Annotated in this window: 15 protein-coding genes and 1 pseudogene; 15 read left to right on the top strand and 1 reads right to left on the bottom strand. The window is 48.2% G+C overall.

All coding sequences use genetic code 11. The features are described from left to right. Positions 1-80: 80 nt before the first annotated feature. Positions 81-1799 carry a VapA family S-layer protein gene (locus tag BZG80_RS11860; RefSeq protein WP_077679433.1) on the bottom strand — a complete coding sequence of 573 codons (1719 nt, stop codon included), beginning with the start codon at positions 1797-1799 and terminating at the stop codon, positions 81-83. 767 nt (positions 1800-2566) lie between these two features. Here BZG80_RS11860 and BZG80_RS11855 point away from each other — a divergent pair. From BZG80_RS11855 to BZG80_RS11785, 15 genes and pseudogenes are all read left to right on the top strand, one after another. Further along, positions 2567-5791: a glycosyltransferase gene (locus BZG80_RS11855; protein WP_241833905.1), complete on the top strand. Its 3225-nt coding sequence runs from the start codon at positions 2567-2569 to the stop codon at positions 5789-5791. 304 nt (positions 5792-6095) lie between these two features. After that, positions 6096-7376: a capsule assembly Wzi family protein gene (locus BZG80_RS11850; protein WP_158011550.1), complete on the top strand. Its 1281-nt coding sequence runs from the start codon at positions 6096-6098 to the stop codon at positions 7374-7376. Positions 7377-7461: 85 nt separating this feature from the next. Further along, positions 7462-10134, top strand: a complete 2673-nt coding sequence (locus tag BZG80_RS11845; RefSeq protein WP_077679430.1) for an SLBB domain-containing protein — start codon at positions 7462-7464, stop codon at positions 10132-10134. Between the two features lie 183 nt (positions 10135-10317). Then, positions 10318-10701 carry a four helix bundle protein gene (locus tag BZG80_RS11840; RefSeq protein ID WP_077679429.1) on the top strand — a complete coding sequence of 128 codons (384 nt, stop codon included), beginning with the start codon at positions 10318-10320 and terminating at the stop codon, positions 10699-10701. Positions 10702-10751: 50 nt separating this feature from the next. After that, positions 10752-11735 carry a Wzz/FepE/Etk N-terminal domain-containing protein gene (locus BZG80_RS11835; RefSeq protein ID WP_077679428.1) on the top strand — a complete coding sequence of 328 codons (984 nt, stop codon included), beginning with the start codon at positions 10752-10754 and terminating at the stop codon, positions 11733-11735. 601 nt (positions 11736-12336) lie between these two features. Next, entirely contained in the window at positions 12337-13269 is a 933-nt protein-coding gene (locus BZG80_RS11830; RefSeq protein WP_077679427.1) for an alpha/beta hydrolase, read from the top strand. A gap of 337 nt (positions 13270-13606) precedes the next feature. Next, the gene (locus tag BZG80_RS11825) at positions 13607-14962 is read left to right on the top strand and encodes an MBL fold metallo-hydrolase RNA specificity domain-containing protein (RefSeq protein WP_077679426.1); all 1356 of its coding nucleotides are present in this window, start codon (positions 13607-13609) and stop codon (positions 14960-14962) included. Positions 14963-15446: 484 nt separating this feature from the next. Next, positions 15447-17237, top strand: coding sequence for an ABC transporter ATP-binding protein (locus BZG80_RS11820; protein ID WP_077679425.1), 1791 nt, complete (start codon positions 15447-15449; stop codon positions 17235-17237). 18 nt (positions 17238-17255) lie between these two features. Further along, positions 17256-18281, top strand: a complete 1026-nt coding sequence (gene pseB / locus BZG80_RS11815) for a UDP-N-acetylglucosamine 4,6-dehydratase (inverting) (RefSeq protein ID WP_077679424.1) — start codon at positions 17256-17258, stop codon at positions 18279-18281. Continuing rightward, on the top strand, positions 18278-19438 hold the full coding sequence (gene pseC / locus BZG80_RS11810; protein WP_077679423.1) for a UDP-4-amino-4,6-dideoxy-N-acetyl-beta-L-altrosamine transaminase: 1161 nt from the start codon (positions 18278-18280) through the stop codon (positions 19436-19438). Before pseB ends, pseC begins: the two co-directional genes overlap by 4 nt. A gap of 1 nt (position 19439) precedes the next feature. Next, positions 19440-20135, top strand: a complete 696-nt coding sequence (pseF, locus tag BZG80_RS11805) for a pseudaminic acid cytidylyltransferase (RefSeq protein WP_077679422.1) — start codon at positions 19440-19442, stop codon at positions 20133-20135. A 13-nt stretch (positions 20136-20148) separates the two neighbouring features. Next, positions 20149-21225: a UDP-2,4-diacetamido-2,4,6-trideoxy-beta-L-altropyranose hydrolase gene (gene pseG / locus BZG80_RS11800; protein ID WP_077679421.1), complete on the top strand. Its 1077-nt coding sequence runs from the start codon at positions 20149-20151 to the stop codon at positions 21223-21225. Further along, positions 21203-21847 carry a formyltransferase family protein gene (locus BZG80_RS11795; RefSeq protein WP_077679420.1) on the top strand — a complete coding sequence of 215 codons (645 nt, stop codon included), beginning with the start codon at positions 21203-21205 and terminating at the stop codon, positions 21845-21847. The genes pseG and BZG80_RS11795 overlap by 23 nt, the downstream gene beginning before the upstream one ends. Further along, entirely contained in the window at positions 21840-22898 is a 1059-nt protein-coding gene (pseI, locus tag BZG80_RS11790; protein WP_077679419.1) for a pseudaminic acid synthase, read from the top strand. Before BZG80_RS11795 ends, pseI begins: the two co-directional genes overlap by 8 nt. Before the next feature lie 80 nt (positions 22899-22978). Then, positions 22979-23260: pseudogene (locus BZG80_RS11785) on the top strand (ISAs1 family transposase); the annotation flags it as partial. Positions 23261-23268 lie beyond the last annotated feature (8 nt).

Genomic DNA, 23268 nt, shown 5'->3' with positions numbered 1-23268 from the left:
TAGCGGCATAAAAAAAGGAGGGCCTAAGCCCTCCTTTTACGGCAGTGTTACTCTGTTTATAATCAACAATAAATCGGTGATTACAGAGTAAAGTCAACGAGTGAACCGTCGTCACCGTTGTCACGGTTAACATTGCGGGTACCGTTTTGGATATCTGTACCTGAGTCGTCTTTCTTACGAACAGCTACTTCACCCATGTTTGTTTGTACTTCGAATACAAAACGTGCTTGGCGAGCGGTGCTTACATCAACACCAGCCATCTCTGCAACACCTTCAGGTGTTAGAGTGACCGCACCACCGCTTGGCAGTGTGAAGTAATCGCCGTTTTGCTCGAGCGCTTTACGGTGTACCAGGGTCTTGATGCCGTTGTTGTTATCAACATCAACTTCGCCAGTTGCGTTAGCACGCTCATTAGCAGCCATACCTTCGTATTCGTAGATGGTGACTAGGATCTTACCACCTTTCTCACCCAGACGGTTTGATACGTCACGGATAAAGATCTTGTTTGAAGAAGTAGAACCGGTAGTGATGGTGTCAAAACTCATACCGTCACGGTCGATCTCAATGATTTTTTCTACTGAGTCGATTACAGGGTAGAAAGATGCAGTTTCATCAATCTCGCTTACAGGCTTGAACAGGTTACCAGTATCGCGGTTAAACTGCGCCAACTCTGCTTTTACAGAATAGGTGCCAGATGAGATCGGTGTCTTAAGCGCGTATAGGCCGTCGTCACCGATTGCTGGATCGTCGTAGTTGAACAGAGTTGCTGTAATTGTCTCTATTTCTTGACCACGGGTAATACCCGCATCACCCAGGTAACGTGCAGCTTTGGTTTTATCTGCGTTAACTTCCCATCCAGTTGAAACACCAGATGCATCCATTAGCATACCGTTTTGGATATCAAACCCAGAGAAGTCACCGCTAACGGTAAAGCGAACTTGCTCCTTCTGGATATTTTGGTTGCTAGTTTCGTTAGTGAAGTTAAACACACCATTGATGTCTGCATTTTGGCTATCAACGATATCGCCAGTTTCTTGCAGACCAAGCTTATAGTTTTCGAAGTAGGTGTTAACCAACGCCGTTGCTGTGCCGAGACCACCAGTCGCTAGCTCTGTAGTGAACAGAGTTTTAGTTTGGTCAAACACAAATGGAGTGTCTAGTGGGTCTGCAGTGAATGAACCATTGTGCTGAGCACCAACAGTCAACACTACTTTATCTGCTCCACCGTTACGATCTTCATATAACTTAAAGATATTAGTAGCGTTCGAAGTCTTAATGTGAACTTTGGTGTTAGCATTTGCAAGATCTTCTACGTTAGAAGCTAGCTCTAGACGCAGAGTATCGCCGTCTAATTCGTAAACAGCACGTTTCTCACCGTTGCCTAGAACTTCAAATTTAAATACCTGTTCAAGATCTGTCAGTTGGTTGCTGCCAGAATCGAAGCCGGTATTACCATCAATATCAACTTCTAGAGCTGGTAGGCTCTGGCCACCGTCTTCAGTTGTCAGCCAGCTATTAATTTGACTACGGTTAAATTCCGCACCGATGCCGTTTTTGATTCCTACATACAAAAAACCATCATCACGCAGTTCACGTTCGATGCTGCCGCTTGCTACAGGGTTATCAAAAGTAAGCTCCAGATCTTCTACAGCAGTAGAGAAATCTAGTGCAGATTGTTTAGTTTCTTTAGCAATAATCGTGGTGTCAAAACCAGTTTCGTTGTCTAGGTGGACATCAGCGAATGCACCCGCTGACAGACCCATAGTTACTGCCGCTGCCACTAGCGTTTTTTTCAACATGTTATTTCCTTTATTGGATCCATATTTTGATTTATCAACTTGGCTTTGGTGCGGATCATTTTACGATGACCCGCGCTTTGGCGAAGCTGATGTTGATCAACCTTCGGTGCACTGTGAGCACCAACTATCTCGATACCTAAGATGTATGAATCTCACAGCATCAAAATAATGCGAAGGATTCACTGCGCGCCGAAATGCGCAATGAGTATTGTCAGGTAGGGTAGACAAACTTGTCAACGTTCAATAATGAGTTTTTTGCGCCAACATCACACTTGCCTATCTTTATTGACATCTTTTGATTACTAAATATTTGATATAAAAAATAAAAAACGGTCTGGTTGTTTAATGTGCAACTGAACGTAAAAATTGTTTTTGTGAAGTTCATCACTACTAAAATTGACATGTATAAGTGTCTTTTCGGAAAAGTCTAGGTTTTTTACTGTCTAGTTTGGTGATCATGATCACAATGTTGGTCATTAAAAACGTGGCGACAGAGTGAGCAGTGCCACCAGGGTTACTTACAGGTGGTCAGTTTTTGTGCGTTGTATTGACGAATTCGAGGCTATTGTCCAATACCCTCTATTGCGGGTCGATACCCCCCGTGTAGAATACAGGCAAAATTCATTATGTTGATTGGTATCGCATCCCCAAGTGCGTCTCTTCACGCTGTGTTTTCCTGGATGGGTCAGCAAATATATGCGCGTAAAAATGAAAGAGACGGGATAGTGTTATGATCACCCCCATAAAACAAGCAGTAGAGAAAAACGATGAATAGTGGATTCATGTCCGCCGCCAGTGGCAGCCCGCAAGAAACGCCAGAGCAAGTGGTTGTGGTATTAGGGATGCACCGTAGCGGCACCAGTGCTTTGGCGAAAGCATTACAAACGTTAGGGGTGTCGCTGAGTGAAAACCTGATGGGGGCAGGGCCGCATAACCCTAAGGGGCATTGGGAAGATCTGGACATTGTCGACATCAACGATCGTTTGTTGCGCTATTACCAAAGTGCTTGGTTTACCCCGGAACCTGTTCATATCGATCTGGATGACGCCTATGTGGCACGCCTTGTTGAAGAGGCGGCTCAAATACTAAAGGCTCGTATCCGCGTTCACGGGACTGTTGGGTTTAAGGATCCACGCACGTCACGGTTACTACCATTTTGGTTACGGGTGTTCGAGCAAGCCAACATCAACGCCCGTTTTGTTTATGCATTACGCAATCCGTTAGATATTGCACGCTCCGTGAAAGCGCGTGATGAATTTTCTTTTTCTCACAGCTATATTTTGTGGCTTCACCACATGTTGCCCAATTTGCAACTCCTTGAAGATCAGGACGTCTACTGGGTTCCATTTAACAAGATGTTAACTGAGCCAGCGACGGTTTGTGCCGGGTTGCAGACGTTTCTTGCGCTAGAAGACGTTAACTTAGCCGATGTTTCAGCGTTTTGCGCAGAGTTTATCGATACCTCTTTATGTCACAGTCAATCTACCCAAGTAGAGCTCGCAAACAGCGAGGGGTATATAGCCTCTGTTAATGAAGTGAATAACTTCGTTATCAGCTTAGCCGAGCAGCAAAGCTTACGGCATGTGCTAAATGAAACAACGCGAGATTGGCTAAAACAAAAAGAGCAGCAGCGACAAACGCTACATCAGCACCTTGATCATGACTACCGAGAAAAAATCACTCGTTTAACGAAACAACATTGGCACCAGCAAGAAGACGATTTACGACAACGCAAAGCACAGCTTTCAGTGAAAGTAACCCAGCTGGACGAAGCGCTCGCTGAGCAGAGTAATACGTTTAATAAGCAGCAGCTTCACATGCAACACATCCTTGCTGAGCATGAGAAGCTTGCATTAGAACATCAACGGTTGGATGAGCGTCACAACGATCTAACTTCTGCCTATGCGCAGTTAACGGATGCATATCAAAAGCGCGTAGAAGAGCGAGATGATCTGGCTAATGAAAATGCGCAACTCGCTGACAATATCGCGACGCTGGCAGCGCATCATGCTCAACTCACCGCCGCCATAGAGAGCATACAAGCCTCAACGTCCTGGAAGCTAACCGCGCCGGTTAGATATGTGGGCAATCAATTAAAAGTCGGTAAGCAAAGGGCTTGTCATTACATACAGTGCCTAAAATCACTGCATCAAGTGATTGTACAGCGTGGTGGCCCGATAGTGGTTGCCAAAAAAGCTTGGTATCTATATCGCCAATATGGTTTCCAGCGCCTGTTAGCAGCAGGACGAGCGCTTCCGATCAAGCGTGATGCATTAACGAATTATCAACAGTGGGTCGCCTTACACGGTCAAGTTAGTGGCCCAGAGCTTGCTGATATGGCCAAGCAGATCAAACAGTGGAGTAACCCGGCGGTGATCTCAGTACTCATGCCGGTTTATAACCCTGATCTTTCATTCCTATCTCAGGCGATTGAGTCGGTTAAACGGCAAGTCTACCCGCATTGGGAGTTATGCGTTGCTGATGATTGCTCGACAAACCAAGACGTATTAACGTTTCTTCGCGAACAAGCAGAGAAAGAGCCGCGCATACGCGTTATTGAGCGACAACAGAATGGCCATATATCAGCCGCAACCAATAGCGCATTAAGTCTAGCAACAGGTGCATTTATCGCGCTAATGGATCAAGATGATTTGCTGACGCCTGATGCTCTCTACCATGTTGCCAGTGTAATTCAATCACATACAGAGACCGAGGTGGGGCTTATCTATTCTGATGAGGATAAGATCGCAGAAGATAGCCATACGCGCTTTGATCCTCACTTCAAATCCACTTGGAACCCAGCGCTGTTGTGTAGCATGAACTATATCTCTCACCTCGGGGTGTACCGTACTTCGCTGGCAAGAGAGGTGGGCGGCTTTCGAGAAGGCTATGAAGGCGCACAAGATTGGGATTTTGCACTCCGTGTTGTCGAGCACCTATCGCCGCAGCAAATTATTCACATCCCACGTGTTCTCTATCATTGGCGCGCCATAGAGGGAAGTACTGCAACAGGAGGAGACGAAAAACCCTATGCGCTTTATGCGGGCGTGAAAGCGGTTCAGGATCATCTTGAGCGACTTGGGCGCGCCGCGTCAGTAGACACACATCCAGAGTATCCTTATGTGCGTGTCACTTACCAAATCCCTCGTCCACAACCGTTAGTGAGCTTAGTGATCCCAACCCGAAATGGCCTAGATGTGCTTAAAGTGTGCATTGACTCCATTCTGGAAAAAACCACCTATGCGAACTATGAAATATTAATCGTCGATAATGGCTCGGACTGCGAAAAAACCTTGGCCTATTTGGCCGGTTTACAAACTAACCATACCCATGTGCGCGTGTTGCGTGATGACAGCCCCTTCAATTATTCAGCGCTCAATAATAAAGCGGTAGCACAAGCAAACGGCGAATTGGTGGCTTTGGTCAATAATGACATTGAAGTCATCAGCCCTGATTGGTTAACCGAGATGGTTGGGCATGCCTTACAACCCAATACGGGAGCGGTGGGCGCACGTTTATGGTACCCCGATGACACCTTGCAACACGGCGGTGTCGTCATGGTATGTGGGGTTGCCGGCCACGCACACAAATACCTGCCGAAAGGGCAACCGGGATACATGAGCCGCGCGGCGGTGACACAGAATTTTTCTGCGGTGACCGCCGCGTGCTTGGTGATCAAAAAATCGATATTCCAACAAGTGGGTGGTTTAAACGAAAAAGACTTAACCGTCGCGTTTAATGATGTTGATTTCTGTTTGAAGGTTCAAGAGGCGGGATACTTTAATGTGTGGACACCGTTCGCCGAGCTTTATCACTACGAGTCAAAAACCCGTGGTTTTGAAGATACACCAGAAAAACAGGCGCGTTTCAAAAAAGAAGTGGCTTACATGCAAAAACGTTGGCAGCACGTCTTACTGAACGATCCGTGCTACAACCCCAACTTAACCATGACCAGTGAGGATTTCTCCCTCGCCGACGTCCCGAGGTTGTAACGCCTACACAATATCGAGTTTTTGCGGCTAGACCTTTTGCCTATAAAAATTAGCAGGTACACTCACAAATCGTTAAAAATTGCCGACTGCGCCTGACGTGCGGTAACGGATACAACTCGGCTAGGCGCACAGGGGAGCGACACCTCCGGGCGGTAGCGTGTCTAAATGGCACACATCGACTCAATGTCTGTTTAATTTTTAACTCATATTTTCTTTCATTCGCAGCGTTGTTAACAAACCTATGAAATGTTCAAAATGGATGAACTTGGCATCGCCTCACCTAAGTGGTAGGCAAACGATAGCGATGCTGGTACTGCTTACAAGCACACAAGCGGGCGCATCCCCCTGGCTTGAGCCGGATGACCCGTTTTTACGCGCCGATCTGACTGCATTATCGGATGCCGGCCAACTCAATGCCCCGATTAATCACTATCCGTTACGTTGGTCTAGCTTTTACGACGATACCAACCCCAGTCAATTTACAGGCAGCGTGTTGCCTCGCGCCGCAATGCTCAATACGGCGCGTAGTCATGTTCGCTATCGTGCGCATGCGGCTAAGTTTAATCGCGCGCCAATCGGGTTTGATTTTTATTGGGCCAACGATCCCGCCACCGGAATAGACTATGGCGACACGCCACGTCACGAATGGCAAGTGAGTAGCTACTACCAACATCTAAGCAATCGTTTTGCCTTTAAAGTTGCTAATCAATACCGTCGCGATGCCAATGGCGATAAAGACTATACCTGGCAAGGCTCTTACCTCGCGCTTAACGATGGTCGCTGGTTGCTTACCATGGGCCAAATTGATCGATGGTGGGGCCAAGGCTGGCAGCATAACCTTATTTGGGGAAATCAAACGGCAGCGGCACCAAGCGTGTCACTCAGCTATCTCGGTGAAGCGCTCCCTTTGCTCGGTTACTGGTCGTTTGAGGCCGTGTATCAACTCCCTGAGAACACAGGTTATGATGCGCACTGGGCCGCGCGCTTAGTCAGCCAACCCATTCGTGGCTTTCAATATGGGTTGAGTTATCAAGAGTGGCAAAACCCCAATGACCATCGCACTCGCGCCGAACAATGGGCGTGGGATGCAAAACTGGCATTACCCGCGTTTGATTTACCGTTGGCGCATGCTGTTTACACAGAGTTGGTCAGTAATTACCAAGCCAAAGATCTGGCAAGTAGCCTAATTGGCTGGAGCGGACAAACGGAGCTGGCAGGGCAAAGTGTTCGCTTGGTGCTAGAACAACAACAGACTCACCATGGTTTTGAAACCACACTGAGCCAAACTCCCGCCATTGATCAAGCGATATCATCAGATCAATTAGGCGGTAACAGTACAACCTATGGGTTAGACACAAGCCGCTCTGTGGCCGTGTATACCCAACTGATCAACGACCATGCAATAAAAACCATGCTGGCGGAACGTGAGCAAGGTAACGACAGCTGGCACGTGCTTGAGGCCAGCTATCGCCTTCCCGTTGCGACGGGGATGATCACAGTCGGTGCCAGCAAAACCGACGACGATACGCCGCACTATCCAGAAGCAGACACACGTTACTGGCTTAAATATCAATTACGATTTTAGTCGCAATTGTGCTCTCGTTGCACACGATAGCGACGCCAACCCATTTTTACTATCACGATAACAACACGTACGGATCACGCGAATTATGTTGACGTTTTTCTTTCCCACTCATCGGCCATGGCGCACCGTCTCAGCGCGTATTATTGGCGGATTACTTAGCTCGCTGCTTATCGCCCAACCCACATGGGCCGCAACACCAACACCCAGCCAGTTGGCACAATTTAAACAGTTGCCAAAGGCGCAGCAAGAACAGCTGGCCCGGCAATATGGCATTGACTTAAATAGCCTACAAAGCCAATCAAACACCGAAGAAGCCAAGTCATCAGCCCCAGAATCGCCTGAGCGTATTGGCGGTGAATCGGCCGAACAACCATCGATGGCAGATGCCGAGCCAGATACGAACAAAGATAACCCGGCGCTCAAACCCTTTGGCTATGCCTTTTTGACGGGAACCCCGGCATCACTGAATGCGGTGGATGATTTACCGCTCCCCGCGGATTATCAAGTGGGTCCGGGGGATACCCTAGACATACAAATATTCGGGAAAGAAAACCAACAATACCAACTGACCGTCAAGCGTGATGGCAACATCCACTTCCCTAAATACGGTCCGATGCAAGTGGCTGGAGAAACCTTTGGTAAGGTGCGCGAACAAATTAAAGCCATGTTTGCTGAGCGAGTGATTGGTGTCGACGTCACCGTTGATATTGGCGCCATGCGTACCATGCAGGTGTATTTAGCCGGTGATGTAAAACAGCCTGGGGCTTACACAGTGAATGGCCTTACCACGATCACCCAAGCGCTATTGGCCAGTGGTGGGATAAAACACAGTGGTTCACTGCGTAATATCCAATTAAAACGCGATGGCAACGTCGTCGCTCTGCTGGATCTTTATGATCTTTTGCTTGCCGGTGACAGCAGTGGTGATGTGCGCCTACTCAAAGGCGATACTTTGTTTGTCCCTGCACGTGGTGCGCAAGTCGCGGTCGACGGCGAGGTATTACGCCCCGCATTATATGAACTGACCGGCAACAGCACGCTCGCGGACGTGGTCGATATGGCAGGGGGGGCGCTTCCCGAAGGTTATCTATCGAGTATCAGTGTCAAGCGCACCACTGAATCAGGCACCAAGCAGTTCAGCCTAGACATGACCACGGCAGAAGGCCAGCGTTTCGCCGTCAAAAACGGTGATGATATCACCATTGCGAAAAGTAACGATGCGATCGATAACGCGGTAGTGCTGCGTGGTGAGGTGGTTCGTCAAGGCGCGTACAGCTTTGAACCCGGAATGAAAATATCTGATCTCATTAAAACAGCAAAGCGCGATCTCAAGCCCAGTGCTGATTTAAACTATGCCTTGCTCGTGCGTGAAGTAAATGCAAAACGCGACATTGAGGTCCTGCAGTTTGAACTGGGCCGCGCTATTGACGAGCCCACCTCAGCAGATAACCTGCGCTTGCAACAAGGTGATCAAGTTTTTGTTTTTAATAACGGTATCGACAGCCAATACTGGGATAAACGTCAATCGGYGAAAGTCGATAAATCACGCCTCAATCAAAAAAATAGCGGCGGCATGTACATTGACCCAGAAACCGGGGCAGAAGTGGCGGTGCAAACCAAGCAAAACGAGTCCAAGTTAGTTAAAAACCTGGTCGAACAAAACGATGAGGGCGGACGCTCGCTGCGCGAACAAGAGCTGGCCCCGATAATTGAAAGGCTTAAAGACCAAGCAAGTAACCAACACGCCGCGCCAGTCGTTGAGCTGACGGGAGCCGTTAAGTATCCCGGTATATATCCTTATCCCGTCAACGCCTCCATCGAGCAATTACTCGATGCTGCTGGTGGGCTGACCGAAGCGGCCTACGTTAAGCAAGCCGAGATCTCACGGCGCGAAGTGGTTGATGGGCGTTTAACGGTACGCCATTATCCGATCAACCTGGGGGAGACACTGGCTGGCAAAGGGCCAACGTTGACCATCCAACGTCAAGATCGTATTAACATAAAAACCAAGCCCAACTGGCATAAAAACAACACGATTGAGCTCCAAGGTGAAGTCCGCTTCCCTGGTGTGTATGCCTTTGAGCGTGGCGAAACCATCGACGATGTCATTGAACGCGCGGGTGGCCTTACCGAGTTCGCTTACCCCAAGGGGGCGGTATTTAGCCGTGAGCGACTCAAACGCCAAGAAGCAGAGCGCTTGAAAATGCTCAACCGTCAATTAAAGCAAGAAATCAGCAGCTTAGCGTTACGTCGTCAAACAACCAGCGCGCAATATACCACAAGCCCTACTGAAGCTTTGTCACTCGCCGAAGAGCTACAAAACGCCGAAGCCGTGGGCCGCATGGTGATCTCATTGCCACGCGCACTAAAAGGTGATGAGGTCGCAAACATTATGCTAGAAGGCGGTGACAAGCTATACGTACCGCCTAGAAACCCCGTGGTCAGCATCATGGGCGAAGTCCAGTTTGCATCTAACCAGCTGTTTGAACCTGGCATGACGGTAAGTGATTACATTGAATCTTCCGGCGGCACCAAACAACAAGCCGACACCGACCGCATCTACGTTGTGCGCGCCGACGGCTCAGTGATGATGCCCAACAACAGCTTCTGGTTCAGCCGCAACCAAAAACAACTGGAACCCGGCGACACCATCATCGTCCCAATCGACACCGACTACCTAGACGGCCTAAGCACCGCCTCCACCGCCACGCAAATCCTTTATCAAATCGGTGTTGCTTGGCAAGCGGTTAAAGATTAAAGGCGAAGAGCAGTCTCGTGCTCGCATTGGTCTTTTGCTCTTTCCGTACTTTGTAATCAGTAATCGGTATTCGGGAATTGGAATACGGAGCGCTTCGCTTACGGAATACGGAGAAGAGCAATAACCGCAGTGCACGCACTGGCTGCTTTTTCAATAACAGGGATGCTTAGATAAGGACATCTATTGAGATTTAAAAAGTTAAAAGTCTGGCAAAGCGCATGTCGTTTATCTTGTGAGATTTACAAGACGATGCGTGCCTGTAACGACTATGGCTTTAAAGATCAAATTACTCGCTCTGGTTTATCGATACCGTCGAACATCGCAGAGGGCGAAGAAAGAGAGTCTGTTAAAGACCAACTGAGATTTCTCAATATTGCAAAGTCGTCAACGGCGGAGCTCATTACTCAAATTTATATAGGCATAGAGATTGGATATATAGAAAAAACGGCAGGGTTAACCTGGATAAATGATGCTGAAACCATTGCAGCGAGTATCGGGCGGTTATCCAAAACAAAGCAAACGCGGATAAAAGAAGACTCCGCAGACTATATGCATCCCGATAACTAGTCTTTTTCTGTATTCTGTATTCTGTATTCCGTAATCATTGAATCAAACTTATGAACTCAAATTTAAAGCAACACTACCCACACCCCCCAATCCCCCCAATGGCGGCCGATGACGAAATCGACCTCCGCGAGCTCTTCGCCGCGTTATGGCAAGGCAAATGGTTGATCATTGCGATCACCTTTGTGTTTGCAGTCGGTGGGGTGGGGTATTCATTATCGCTTCCTAATACCTACAAATCCGAGGCTTTACTGGCCCCTGCCAATGACCAAGGCGGTGGGGGCTTAGCCAGCATGGCCGGGCAATTAGGCGGTTTGGCCTCGCTAGCTGGGGTTAACCTTGGCAGCGGTGGCGGCAGTGAAACCCAAATTGCGCTTGCCACCCTAAAATCACGCCAGTTTATTAGCGAGTTTGTGCATAAACATCAGTTAGCGGTGCCGTTGGCGGCGACTGAAGGGTGGGATGCTGAGACCAACCAATGGCTGATTAATGCAGACCGTTATAACTCAGAGACGCAAACCTGGTTAAAACCGGACGATATGCCAGCAGATCAGCCAGCGATGCCTACAGATTGGCAATTATATAAAATGTTTTCAGAGCAACTCTCGGTGAATGAACAAAAAGACAACGGCTTAATCACCATTAGCTTTGAGTCACAGTCCCCGGCGTTTGCGCAACAAGTGGTTGAGTTATTGGTAAACGACATTAACGCCCATGTGAAAAAAGATAAACTGGCCGAAACCAAAACCAACATCGGCTACTTGCGCCAACAGCTAGAAAACACCAACCTCACGCAAATGCAGAATGTGTTCTATCAGCTGATTGAAGAGCAAACCAAAAGCTTGATGCTGGCTGAAGTGCAAGACGAATTTGTGTTTAAAACCGTCGATCCGGCCATTGTCCCCGAAGAAAAAGCCGGCCCCAAACGCGCCCTGATCTGTGTACTCGCCACCTTACTCGGCGGCATGCTCGCCGTCGCCATTGTGCTGGTAAGATTTGCGTTTAGGAAGGATGAAGATGAGAGCCTAGGGTCCTAGATTCTTGCCTTTTCTGTGATCTGTATTTAAAAGCTCGAATACGGAATACGGAATACGGAAAGAGCAAGAGCCCCAATGCGAGCACCAGCTGCTCTTTTCGGTATTCCGTATTCAAGATTCCGAATACCGATGACGGAATACAGAGTACGGAAAGAGCAAGAGCCCCAATGCGAGCACAAGACCGCTCTTCTCCGTATTCCGTATTCAAGATCCCGAATACCGATGACGGAATACAGAGTACGGAAAGAGCAAGAGCCCCAATGCAAGCACAAGACCGTTCTTCTCCGTATTCCGTATTCAAGATCCCGAATACCGATGACGGAATACAGAGTACAGAAAGAGCAAGAGCCCCAATGCGAGCACAAGACCGCTCTTTTCCGTATTCTGTAAGCGAAGCGCTCCGTATTCCAATTCCCGAATACCGATGACGGAATACAGAGTACGGAAAGAGCAAGAGCCCCAATACAAGCACGATCTGCTCTTTTCCGTATTCCGTCATCTCTTTCCGCCCACTCCCTCGCAAAATTCCCCAAACACCATACAACTCAACCACCTACCTCGCTTATCCTTCCCCGCACATTCATAACCGGTGGATGATGCCATGTTATTTATTACCAGCCGTATTCCTGAACAAGGGCCGACCAGTGAGGCCGGCCGTTGGTTAAGCTTTGATAACCAAAATACCGATATCTCAAAGTGGGTGTATTTTTGCCAGCGTGCCGGGCAGGGTGAATACCAAGAGATCACCGCGGCGCCGTTTATGGCCAAACTGAAAGCATTACCCGCGCATACCCAAGTACTTTTTTTGCTCCATGGCTACAATAACCAAATGGACCGCAACATTTTCCCGATGGCGCAGACGTTACAACACCAGTTTGATCGCCTCGCCCCCAACGCTATGCTGGTGGTTCCGATTATCTGGCCCTGTGACGACGATGGCGGGCTCGGTGCTATCGATGACTATTGGGACGATCAACTTGCCGCCACCGCGTCAGGATTGGCGTTTAGCCGCTTACTGGCGATGTTTGATGATTGGCGCCGCGCCCCCGAGCAACAAACCACCCCGTGCAAACGACGCATGAACGTGCTTGCCCACTCCATGGGCAATCGCACCTTAATCAGCACTTTTTCTCATTGGCACCAACACGCCGGGCTCGACACCATGCCGCAATGGTTTCGGCATATCTTTATGATGGCCGCCGATGTCGATAACCAAGCCCTAGAGCCGCACCAACCGGGCAGAGCAGTGCTGGATGCCGCCAAACAAGTTCACATTTACTATGCCGCTGATGATATCGCCATGGCCGCCTCAAAAGTGGTCAACGTACGCCACCGCACCGTCACCCGCCGCCTCGGCATGACCGGCCCTGAAAACCTTGACGCTCTCCCCGCCAACAAAGTGACGGTAACCGACTGCGACGCCTTTAACGACCAATTCGACCCCCACTGGGGCCATACTTATTTTCTTACCGACGACAACGGCCACCCAAGCCCATTGATAGAACAGATGATGGATAAGATGATAAAAGATTGAAGGCGGGGAAGAGCAGCCCGATGCGAGCACGGTTTGCTCTTCTCCGTATTCTGTAAGCGAAGTGCTCCGTATTCCTATTCCCGAATACAGATGACGGAATACAGAGTACAGAAAGAGCAAGGGCCCGGAGGCGAGCACGGTTTGCTCTTCTCCGTATTCCGTAAGCGAAGCGCTCCGTATTCCCATTCCCGAATACAGATGACTGAATACAGAGTACAGAAAGAGCAAGGGCCCGGAGGCGAGCACGAGGCTGCTCTTCTCCGTATTCCGTATTCCGTATTCCGTATTCTGTAATCTTTTTCTAGGACCTAGGATCTCCCCCAACAAGGACGTTATTATGCCCAACACTTCACTAAAAACCTCAATAAACACCGACACCCTCACCGTCACTCACCACGGTGGCTATCAAACCGTGACTGGTTCTTGCCACCAAGTCGACATTAAATCCAGTGGCTTACGCATGCTGGTTGACTGCGGTCAATACCAAGGTGATGAAGCGCGGGCGGCGAGGGTGAGCTTAAATGGCAAACGCATTGATGCGCTGATCCTCACTCACGCTCATATCGATCACTGTGGTTTGCTGCCTTGGCTACTGGCGGCGGGCTTTAGCGGTCCCATTTATTGCACCGAGGCCACCGCTGCTTTGGTGCCGCTATTGATTGACGATACTTTAAAGCTGCAACTCAACATGAATTACGGTGATCGTCAGCGGGTACTTGAGCGCATTTGCCAGTTAACCGTGACCCTACCTTACAACAGCTGGCACCGGCTAAAGCCCAAGCAAAAAGGGCAGCCGGCGACCTATTTGCGCTTGCAACCGGCCGGGCATATTTTGGGCTCGGCCTACGTAGAGTTAAAACTGCCCGACGAACAGCGCGTAGTGTTCTCGGGTGATTTAGGGCCCAGTAATACGCCACTGCTGCCTGATCCAATACCGCCAAGCCGCGCCGATATTTTGTTTTTAGAATCCACCTACGGCGATAAAACCCATGAATCCGTCGCCACCCGCGCCCAGCGGCTCGAGGCGATTATTCAACGCTCACTAGAAGACGGCGGCGCAATATTAATCCCCGCGTTCAGTGTCGGCCGCACCCAAGAGCTGTTGTTTGATATCGAGCAGCTTATCTACCAAAAGCAGCTTGATGAGGCGCTCCCTATCATTCTCGACTCGCCAATGGCGCAAAAGGTCACGCGTCACTATCGCCAGTTTAAAAAGCTATGGAGCAAAGAGGCCAAAACCAAGCTAAACCAGCATCGCCACCCGTTAGCGTTTGAGCAATGCATCACCATTGATGAACACAGCCAACACATGGCGCTGGTGAATCGCCTAAAACAAAGCGGCGAGCCGGCCATTGTGGTCGCCGCCTCCGGCATGTGCCAAGGCGGACGGATTATGAACTACCTTGCCGCCTTGCTGGAAGACAAACGCACCGATGTGATCTTTGCCGGTTACCAAGCCCAACACACCCTCGGCCGTGATATTCAGCAAGGCAACAAACAAGTGTGGATAGACAACTCGCCAGTCACCGTCAACGCGCAAATCCACACAATTTCTGGCTACTCCGCCCACGCCGATCAAAATGACCTGGTTAAATTTGTACAAGGCATCCAACCGCCGCCAAAACAAGTCCACTTGATTCACGGCGAACCGGACAGCCAGCAAGCGCTAGGCACTCTTATCCGTAATCAGTAGTCCGTAAGCGAAGCGCTCCGTATTCCCATTCCCGAATACAGATGACGGAATACAGAGTACAGAAAGAGCAAAGGCCCCAATGCAAGCACGAGGCTGCTTTTTCTAGTCTCTAGTCTCTAGCCTCTAGTTTCTAGAAGCGAAGCGTCTCGTCTCTTTCGGTATTCTGTAAGCGAAGCGCTCCGTATTCCAATTCCCGAATACAGATGACGGAATACAGAGTACAGAAAGAGCAAAGGCCCGGATGCGCGCACGGTTTGCCCTTCCCCGTAATTTGTTGCCTAAAAACCCACCACACTGCTTGCTTAATGTCGACTTTTTGGCGCTAGCCCTTTTGCCTACAAAAATTAGCAGGTAAACTCATAGCCCATTAAATTTACCGGCTGTGCGTCGTGCGCGGCCAGACACAATCTAGCTATGCGCACAGGGGGAGCGACACCTCATGGCGGTAGCGTGGGTAAATCACCCGAAAGGTAACTAAATCCAGATGTATAATCGTTTAAAAACGCTGTTTAATTTATTAACGGCAGAACAACGTAAAAGGCTCATCCGGCTACAATTATTGGTAGTTCTAATGGCCTTTGCTGAGCTAACCGGCGTTGTCGCTATTGGTCCATTTATGGCTTTAGTCGGTGATATCAGCCAACTGCAAGGTGATGGTAAGTTTGCACAGCTATATCAATACAGCGGGCTAGCCAATCCAAGTGACTTTATCTTCTGGGTGGGTGTAATAGTGCTCGTCGCGCTCGCTATTGCAGCGATGATCTCTATGTATACCATTTGGCGCTTATCTTTATATGCCCAGCAAGTAGGTGCGGAGTTATCAACGCGTCTTTATCGCTATTATATGAACCAGTCTTGGTTGTTTCATGCGGGCGGAAGCAGTAGTCAGCTGACCAATAAAGTTGCGCAAGAGACCAACCGCATTACTCAGACAATTATTGAGCCGACCATGCGACTGGTGGCTAAATCAGTACTCGCGATAGTAATGACGACCGCAATTTTTATTTATAATCCACTGGTTGCTCTCGCTGGCTTGGGTATCTTTGCGTGTACCTATATTGTTCTCTATCGTACGGTACGAAAAAAGCTATCGCAAAACGGCATTAATATCACCAATGCGAATCGCCAACGTTTTACCTTGATGAATGAAGGGTTTGGCGGGATAAAAGATACGTTATTACTGGGCCGTCAAACTGACTTTAATCAACGTTATCAAAGTGCCAGTGAACGTTTTGGTTATGCGCAAGGTCGTAACCGTGGATTATCACAAGTTCCACGTTATGCCATGGAGCTTGTCGCGTTTGGCTCAGTGATTTTCCTCGTACTTTATCTAGTTAAAACACACGATGGTAACTTGGGAAAAATCCTACCGATTTTGTCAGTTTACGCACTCGCCGGCTTCAAATTGCTCCCCGCGTTTCAGCAGATTTATATGGGAGTGGCACAAATTCGCGGCAACTTATCGGCGTTTGATAACCTTGAAGCCGATCTGATTGCAAGCCAGCATGTGGTTGAAACTAGCCCTACGCGAGATAAGCTCAAGCCTGAGCATCAGGTGCGGCTTGATAATGTGACCTTTCAATATCCAGGTAAAGAAGAGCCCGCTCTACGCAGCTTGTCTCTCGACCTACCCGTTAACCAGGTGATTGGTTTAGTGGGGGCGTCAGGATCAGGTAAATCAACGGCGATTGACATTTTACTCGGCCTTATTGAGCCCAGCCAAGGTAGCTTAAAGGTCGATGGAAAGCCAATCACAGCCGATAACGTGCGTGCATGGCAAAACAATATTGGCTTTGTTCCTCAGAGTATTTTCCTTTCTGATGCGACTATTCGTGAAAATATCGCCTTTGGCCTGCCCTTAGACGAAATTAACGATCAGAAAGTACTAAAAGCGGCCAAGATGGCGCATTTAGAAGAATTACTCGAGCAGCTACCAAACGGGTTAGATACCAGAGTTGGAGAGCGAGGAATACAGCTATCGGGTGGTCAACGGCAACGGATTGGCATTGCTCGCGCACTGTATGATGATGCAGATGTGCTAGTGCTTGATGAAGCAACCAGTGCACTAGATGGCATCACCGAAAAGCTGGTGATGGATGCCATCCATGATTTTTCTGGCAATAAAACCATTATTATGATTGCTCACCGGCTTAGTACTGTTCAGCAGTGTGATTGTATTTATATGCTCGAACAAGGCAAAGTGGTGGATTATGGTACTTATGCCGAGTTACTAAATAAAAACCTCGAATTTAGAAAAATGGCTAGTCATAGCTAAACCTATCGGAATATCTCAATGCTAAACAATAAAACAGTCCTCATCACCGGCGGCACCGGATCGTTCGGTAAGCAGTTCATCCAGACTATTCTTGTTCGTTATCCTGATGTAAAGAAAATTATTATCTATTCGCGTGACGAGTTAAAGCAATTTGAGCTCAAACAGCTGTATCCGCAAAGTGAGTACCCACAACTACGCTTTTTCATCGGTGATGTGCGTGACAGAGAGCGCATGGTGCAAGCGTGTGAAGAGGTGGATGTGATCATCCACGCGGCGGCGATAAAACAGGTTGATACCGCGGAGTACAACCCAACGGAATGCATTCGCACCAACATTGATGGCGCGGAGAACGTGATTAACGCGGCACTGAAGTGCGGGGTGAACAATGTGGTCGCACTTTCCACTGACAAAGCCTGTGCACCGATAAACCTCTATGGCGCGACCAAGCTTGCATCAGACAAGCTGTTTACGGCGGCAAACAACATTAAAGGCTCCCGTGACCTGAAGTTCAGTGTGGTGCGCTATGGCAACGTCATGGGCTCTCGCGGCTCAGTGATCCCGTTCTTTTTGAACAAGCGCCATGAAGGCGTACTGCCAATCACCCATGAAGACATGACTCGCTTTAATATCTCGCTACAAGATGGAGTCGACATGGTGATGTACGCCCTGGAAAATCACCTGGGCGGTGAAATCTTTGTCCCTAAGATCCCAAGTTACAAGATCTTAGATGTGGCAAAAGCTGTTGCGCCTGATTGTGAGGTTAAAGTCATTGGTGTTCGCCCTGGCGAAAAGCTGCACGAAGAAATGATCACCGATACTGATTCGCTCAATACCATTGATCTTGGCAATTACTACGCAATTTTACCGTCTGTGTCTCACACGCACACAGAGCAAGCATACATGACGCACCACAAAGCGGAGAAAGTGCCGTTTGGATTTAAATATAACTCAGGCACCAACGAGCAATGGGAAAGCGTTGACAGCTTACGTGAGAAGATAAAGCAATATATTGATCCTAATTTTACGGTGGCCACGCAACAATGATCCCCTACGGCAAGCAAGACATCACGCAAGACGACATTGATGCAGTGGTTGATGTGCTGCATTCGGATTTTCTCACTCAGGGGCCAAAGGTCCCTGCGTTCGAGCAAGCTATTGCTGAGTACACCGGTGCCAAGCACGCGCTTGCCGTCAATAGCGCGACGTCCGCCCTCCACATTGCCTGTCTGGCGCTCGGGCTTGGCGAGGGCGATCGACTATGGACCACGCCGGTTACGTTCGTCGCTTCAGCCAACTGCGGGCGCTATTGCGGTGCAGAGGTGGATTTTGTCGATATCGACCCGACCACCTACAACCTGTGCCCTAAACAACTTGAAGTAAAACTCAAGCATGCAAAAGTCACTGGCACTCTGCCGAAAGTGGTGGTTGCCGTGCATTTGTGTGGTCAGTCTTGTGACATGCAAGCGATAGGGCAATTAGCCGACGAGTATGGCTTTAAAGTGATAGAAGATGCCTCCCATGCTATCGGGGGCAAATATCAGAATAAGCCAATCGGTTGTGGGCAGTATTCAAATATTACCGTGTTCAGCTTTCACCCGGTTAAGATTGTGACGACGGCAGAGGGTGGCGTGGCGGTAACCAATGACGACGCCTTGGCCACGTCGATGGCGCTGTATCGCAGTCATGGGGTGACACGCGATCCCTCACTCATGGAAGGTGATAACCACGGCGACTGGTATTATCAGCAAGTGGCGCTCGGCTACAATTATCGGATGACAGAGCTGCAAGCCGCACTCGGGCTAAGCCAAATGCAGCGCGTAGATCAGTTTGTCAGTGCGCGTCACCGCCTTGCCGCTCGCTATAACGAAAAATTGCAAGATTTACCCCTAGTATTGCCTTATCAATTAACCGATACCTATTCAGGCTTGCACCTTTATGTCATTCGTCTTCAATTGGCGAAGCTGTCAAAGACCCACAAGCAAGTGTTCGATGCGTTGCGGCAACACGGCATCGGTGTGAACGTGCACTATATTCCTGTCCACACCCAACCGTATTACCAGCAGCTCGGCTTTGGTCCAGGCGATTACCCACATGCTGAACAATACTACCAAGAAGCCATCTCGTTACCGATGTTTCATGCTATGACCGATGAGCAGCAAGACACGGTGATTGATGTCTTAACAGCGATACTGACGGAGTAACATGAATATAGCGATTATTCCTGCGCGCGGCGGCAGTAAACGGATACCACGAAAAAACATTAAGCCTTTTCATGGTAAGCCGATGATTGCTTATTCGATTGACGCGGCGATCGCCTCGGGCTGCTTTGATAAGGTGATTGTGTCAACAGACGATCAGGATATTGCCGATGTTGCGAAGCAATACGGCGCAGAGGTGCCATTTTTGCGTCCGGCAAACATTGCCGATGATTATGCGACCACGATGGACGTCATGGCTCACGCGATTCAGTGGTGCCAAGATGCAGGTTTTAATATTGAAGCTGTGTGCTGCTTATATGCCACTGCGCCGTTTGTTCAGGCTGATGATCTCAAGGCTGGCTATCAGTTGCTAAACACGGAAAACGTCCAGTTTGCGTTTAGTGCCACGTCCTTTCCGTTTCCCATCCAGCGTGCGATTAAATTAGATGCAAACGGTGCTGTGTCTATGTTCTCGCCAGAGCAGGAGCAAGTCAGATCACAAGATCTGGAAGAGGCGTATCACGATGCTGGGCAGTTCTATTGGGGTAAAGCCAGTGCATTTTTAAACAAGTTATCGATTTTCTCACCGCATTCTAAGGCTGTGCTTTTACCGCGTCATCGTGTCCAAGATATCGACACCCACGAAGATTGGGATATTGCCGAGTCGTTATTTTCAGCCTTAACACTTGCGAACAAGTAGCGTGGCAAGAATCATGAAAGTTGTATTTCGCGTTGATGCATCGGTTTGGATTGGCAGTGGGCACGTGATGCGGTGTTTGGTCCTCGCCGATGAGTTAGTGAGCCATGRTCATGATGTGAGCTTTGCGTGTTTACCGTTAGAAGGCGATATGCGCGTATTTATCGGCGAGCGGGGTTTTAACGTCATTACGTTGACGGCGCCCGATCAGGTCGTGAAACCGGCGCACGATGCTGACTACGCCGCATGGCTGCCAAAGCCCATCCCCGACGATGCGCACGATTTTATTCATCACGTGCATGCTGCAGATGTGGTTGTGACCGACCACTATGCGATTGAAAAACAGTGGCATGAAATCGTTCGCGCGAGGCTTAACTGTAAAATTGTCGCCATTGATGATCTTGTGCGCACCCATTGCGCGGATGTGATTATTGATCAAACGTTGGGGCGTCGGCCTGAAGAGTACGGTAATTCTGGTAGCCGAGTTTTAACAGGGACTGACTACGCTCTATTAGCCTCAAACTTCCGGTTAGCGAGAGATAAGGTTGCAGATAAAGTATTGAATAGCCGTCAGGCTCGAGTGCTGGTATCAATGGGCGGTGTTGATCTACCCAATGCAACCTTATCGGTTTTAAAGACGTTTGAACAAGCTTGTCTCGATATACACATCACGGTTTTGATGAGTCAACGTTCTCCTCATTATGCACAGGTGGCCGAATGGTGTCGGACGAGAGATAATGTACACCACTATGACTTTATTGAAGACATGGCCAGCTTAATGCTCGAGCATGATATATCAGTAGGCGCGCCGGGAAGCACAAGCTGGGAAAGAGCATGTGTAGGATTACCGAGCATTATTGTTCCTTTGGCGGATAACCAAGTTGAGATTTGTAAACGGCTAGTCACTTGGCAAGTTGCTGAGAAAGTTAATCTTGATGATATAACAACAAAGTTGATACCCGCCTACTACAAAATTGTTACTGATTGGAAAGAGTTGCACTCCAGAAGCCTAGCGCTTTGTGATGGTCTCGGCGTCACTCGTGTTGTGTCAAATATAGTAGGATTAAATAATGCGTGTAACAATCATTTGTAGCAGTGAATCACACCCAATTTATGCTTATCTGCAAACTTGGTGTAAGAAAAATGAACAAATGTATGATGTTTCATTACTCTCATCTGTAAAAGAAATCGAGAAAGAAGGAGACATCCTTTTTCTCGTCTCTTGCTCCGACATCGTGAGAAAGGATGTTAGAGATAAATATCGATATACACTCGTCTTGCATGCAAGTGATTTACCTAAAGGGCGAGGGTGGAGTCCACATATTTGGGATATTATCAATGGGAGTAATGTACTTACATTATCTATGCTCAATGCAGAAGATAATGTAGATACCGGTGATATTTGGAAAAAAGTGAATATCCATCTGGATGGTACAGAGCTCTATGATGAGATCAATCACAAGTTGTTTAATGCTGAGTTAGCACTGATGGATTGGGCTTGCCAGAATATTGACAGTGCAAAGCCAATGAAACAAACGAACGACGATGCATTTTATCATCGAAAACGTACACCTCAGGATAGTCTTATCGATATCAATGATTCAATATCTTCTCAATTCAACTTACTGAGAGTCAGCGACCCAGAGCGATATCCCGCATATTTCCATATTGGTGACCAAAAATACAAAATAAAACTGGAGAAAGTAGATGACTAAGGCATATATTGAAATTGATGGAAAAAGAATTGGTTCAGGTTATAAGCCTTATATCATAGCAGAGCTTTCAGCAAATCATAACGGCAATATTGATAGTGCGTTTAAAATCATTGAAGAAGCGAAAAAAGCAGGCGCTGATGCGATTAAACTGCAAACCTATCGCCCTGATACGATAACTATCGACTGTGATAAAGATGATTTCCACATTCGCGGAGGGTTATGGGACGGCAATACACTGTATCAACTCTACGAATGGGCGCATACCCCTTGGGAATGGCATGAAGCATTGTTTGAAAAAGCAAAGCAAGAAGGTATCACCATTTTTAGCTCGCCATTTGATGCAACAGCGGTTGATCTTCTTGAGCAGCTGAATGCCCCCGCTTACAAAATTGCTTCATTCGAAATTGTCGATCATGCGCTAATCAAAAAGGTTGCTCTGACAGGTAAGCCAATGATTATTTCTACAGGCATGGCGAACGAAGAAGAGATACAAGAAGCAATCGCAGTGGCTAAAAATAATGGTTGTAAAGAGTTGGTAGTGCTGCACTGTGTCAGTGGCTATCCAGCGCCTGCTGACCAATATAATCTACGGACTATCGCGGACATGGCTGAGCGTTTTAACGTATTGTCTGGGCTATCAGATCATACCATTGACAATGCAACAGCAGTCACTTCTGTCGCGTTGGGCGCTTGTTTAATCGAAAAGCATGTCACGTTAGATCGTAACGGTGGAGGCCCAGACGATAGCTTCTCGTTGGAGCCAGCAGAACTCGCAGCTCTCTGCCGAGACACGAAAACGGCGTGGCAAGCACTAGGTAACGTTAATTATGAACGGACTGATGCTGAAAAAGGCAATGTGAAATTTCGTCGTTCGTTGTATATCGTGAAGGATATTAAGGCGGGCGAAATTTTGACGGAGCAACATGTTAGAAGTATCCGGCCGGGGTTTGGTTTAGCGCCGAAGCACCTTGAGTCCGTGCTAGGGATGAAAGCGAAAATAGATTTAGCTCGTGGAACACCGTTAAAGTTTGAATTGCTGACTGATCTCTAGTGTTGACTGGTTTTTGAACAGGATGTCAAGGCATAGGTACTATGATAAGCATCCGTTAATAGGACTGCAAACATACCGACGAATTAGATATCTCAGTACGCTATTATATAAGCTCAAAAGCGTTGACAGCGAAAGAGTTACATGATACCACTCGCTCGCATTGGTTAATTGAATCAATGCACTGGCAACTCGATGTTGGATTGAAAGATGATACCTGCCGAATTAGGGTGGATGACCGAGCGGAAGTATTTGCACGAATAAGGCAAATGGTTTTTAATTTATTAAAGCAAGAGAAGAGTTTCAAAGCTGGTATTCAACGCAAGCGAATGATGTGCGCGGATGTCTATGCGTTTTCCGTGTAGTATAGTGT

Source organism: Salinivibrio sp. MA440 (assembly GCF_001996265.1).
GTDB lineage: Bacteria > Pseudomonadota > Gammaproteobacteria > Enterobacterales > Vibrionaceae > Salinivibrio > Salinivibrio costicola.
Note: the sequence above shows the minus strand (reverse complement) of the source record. Positions and strands in the feature narration are given on the sequence as shown.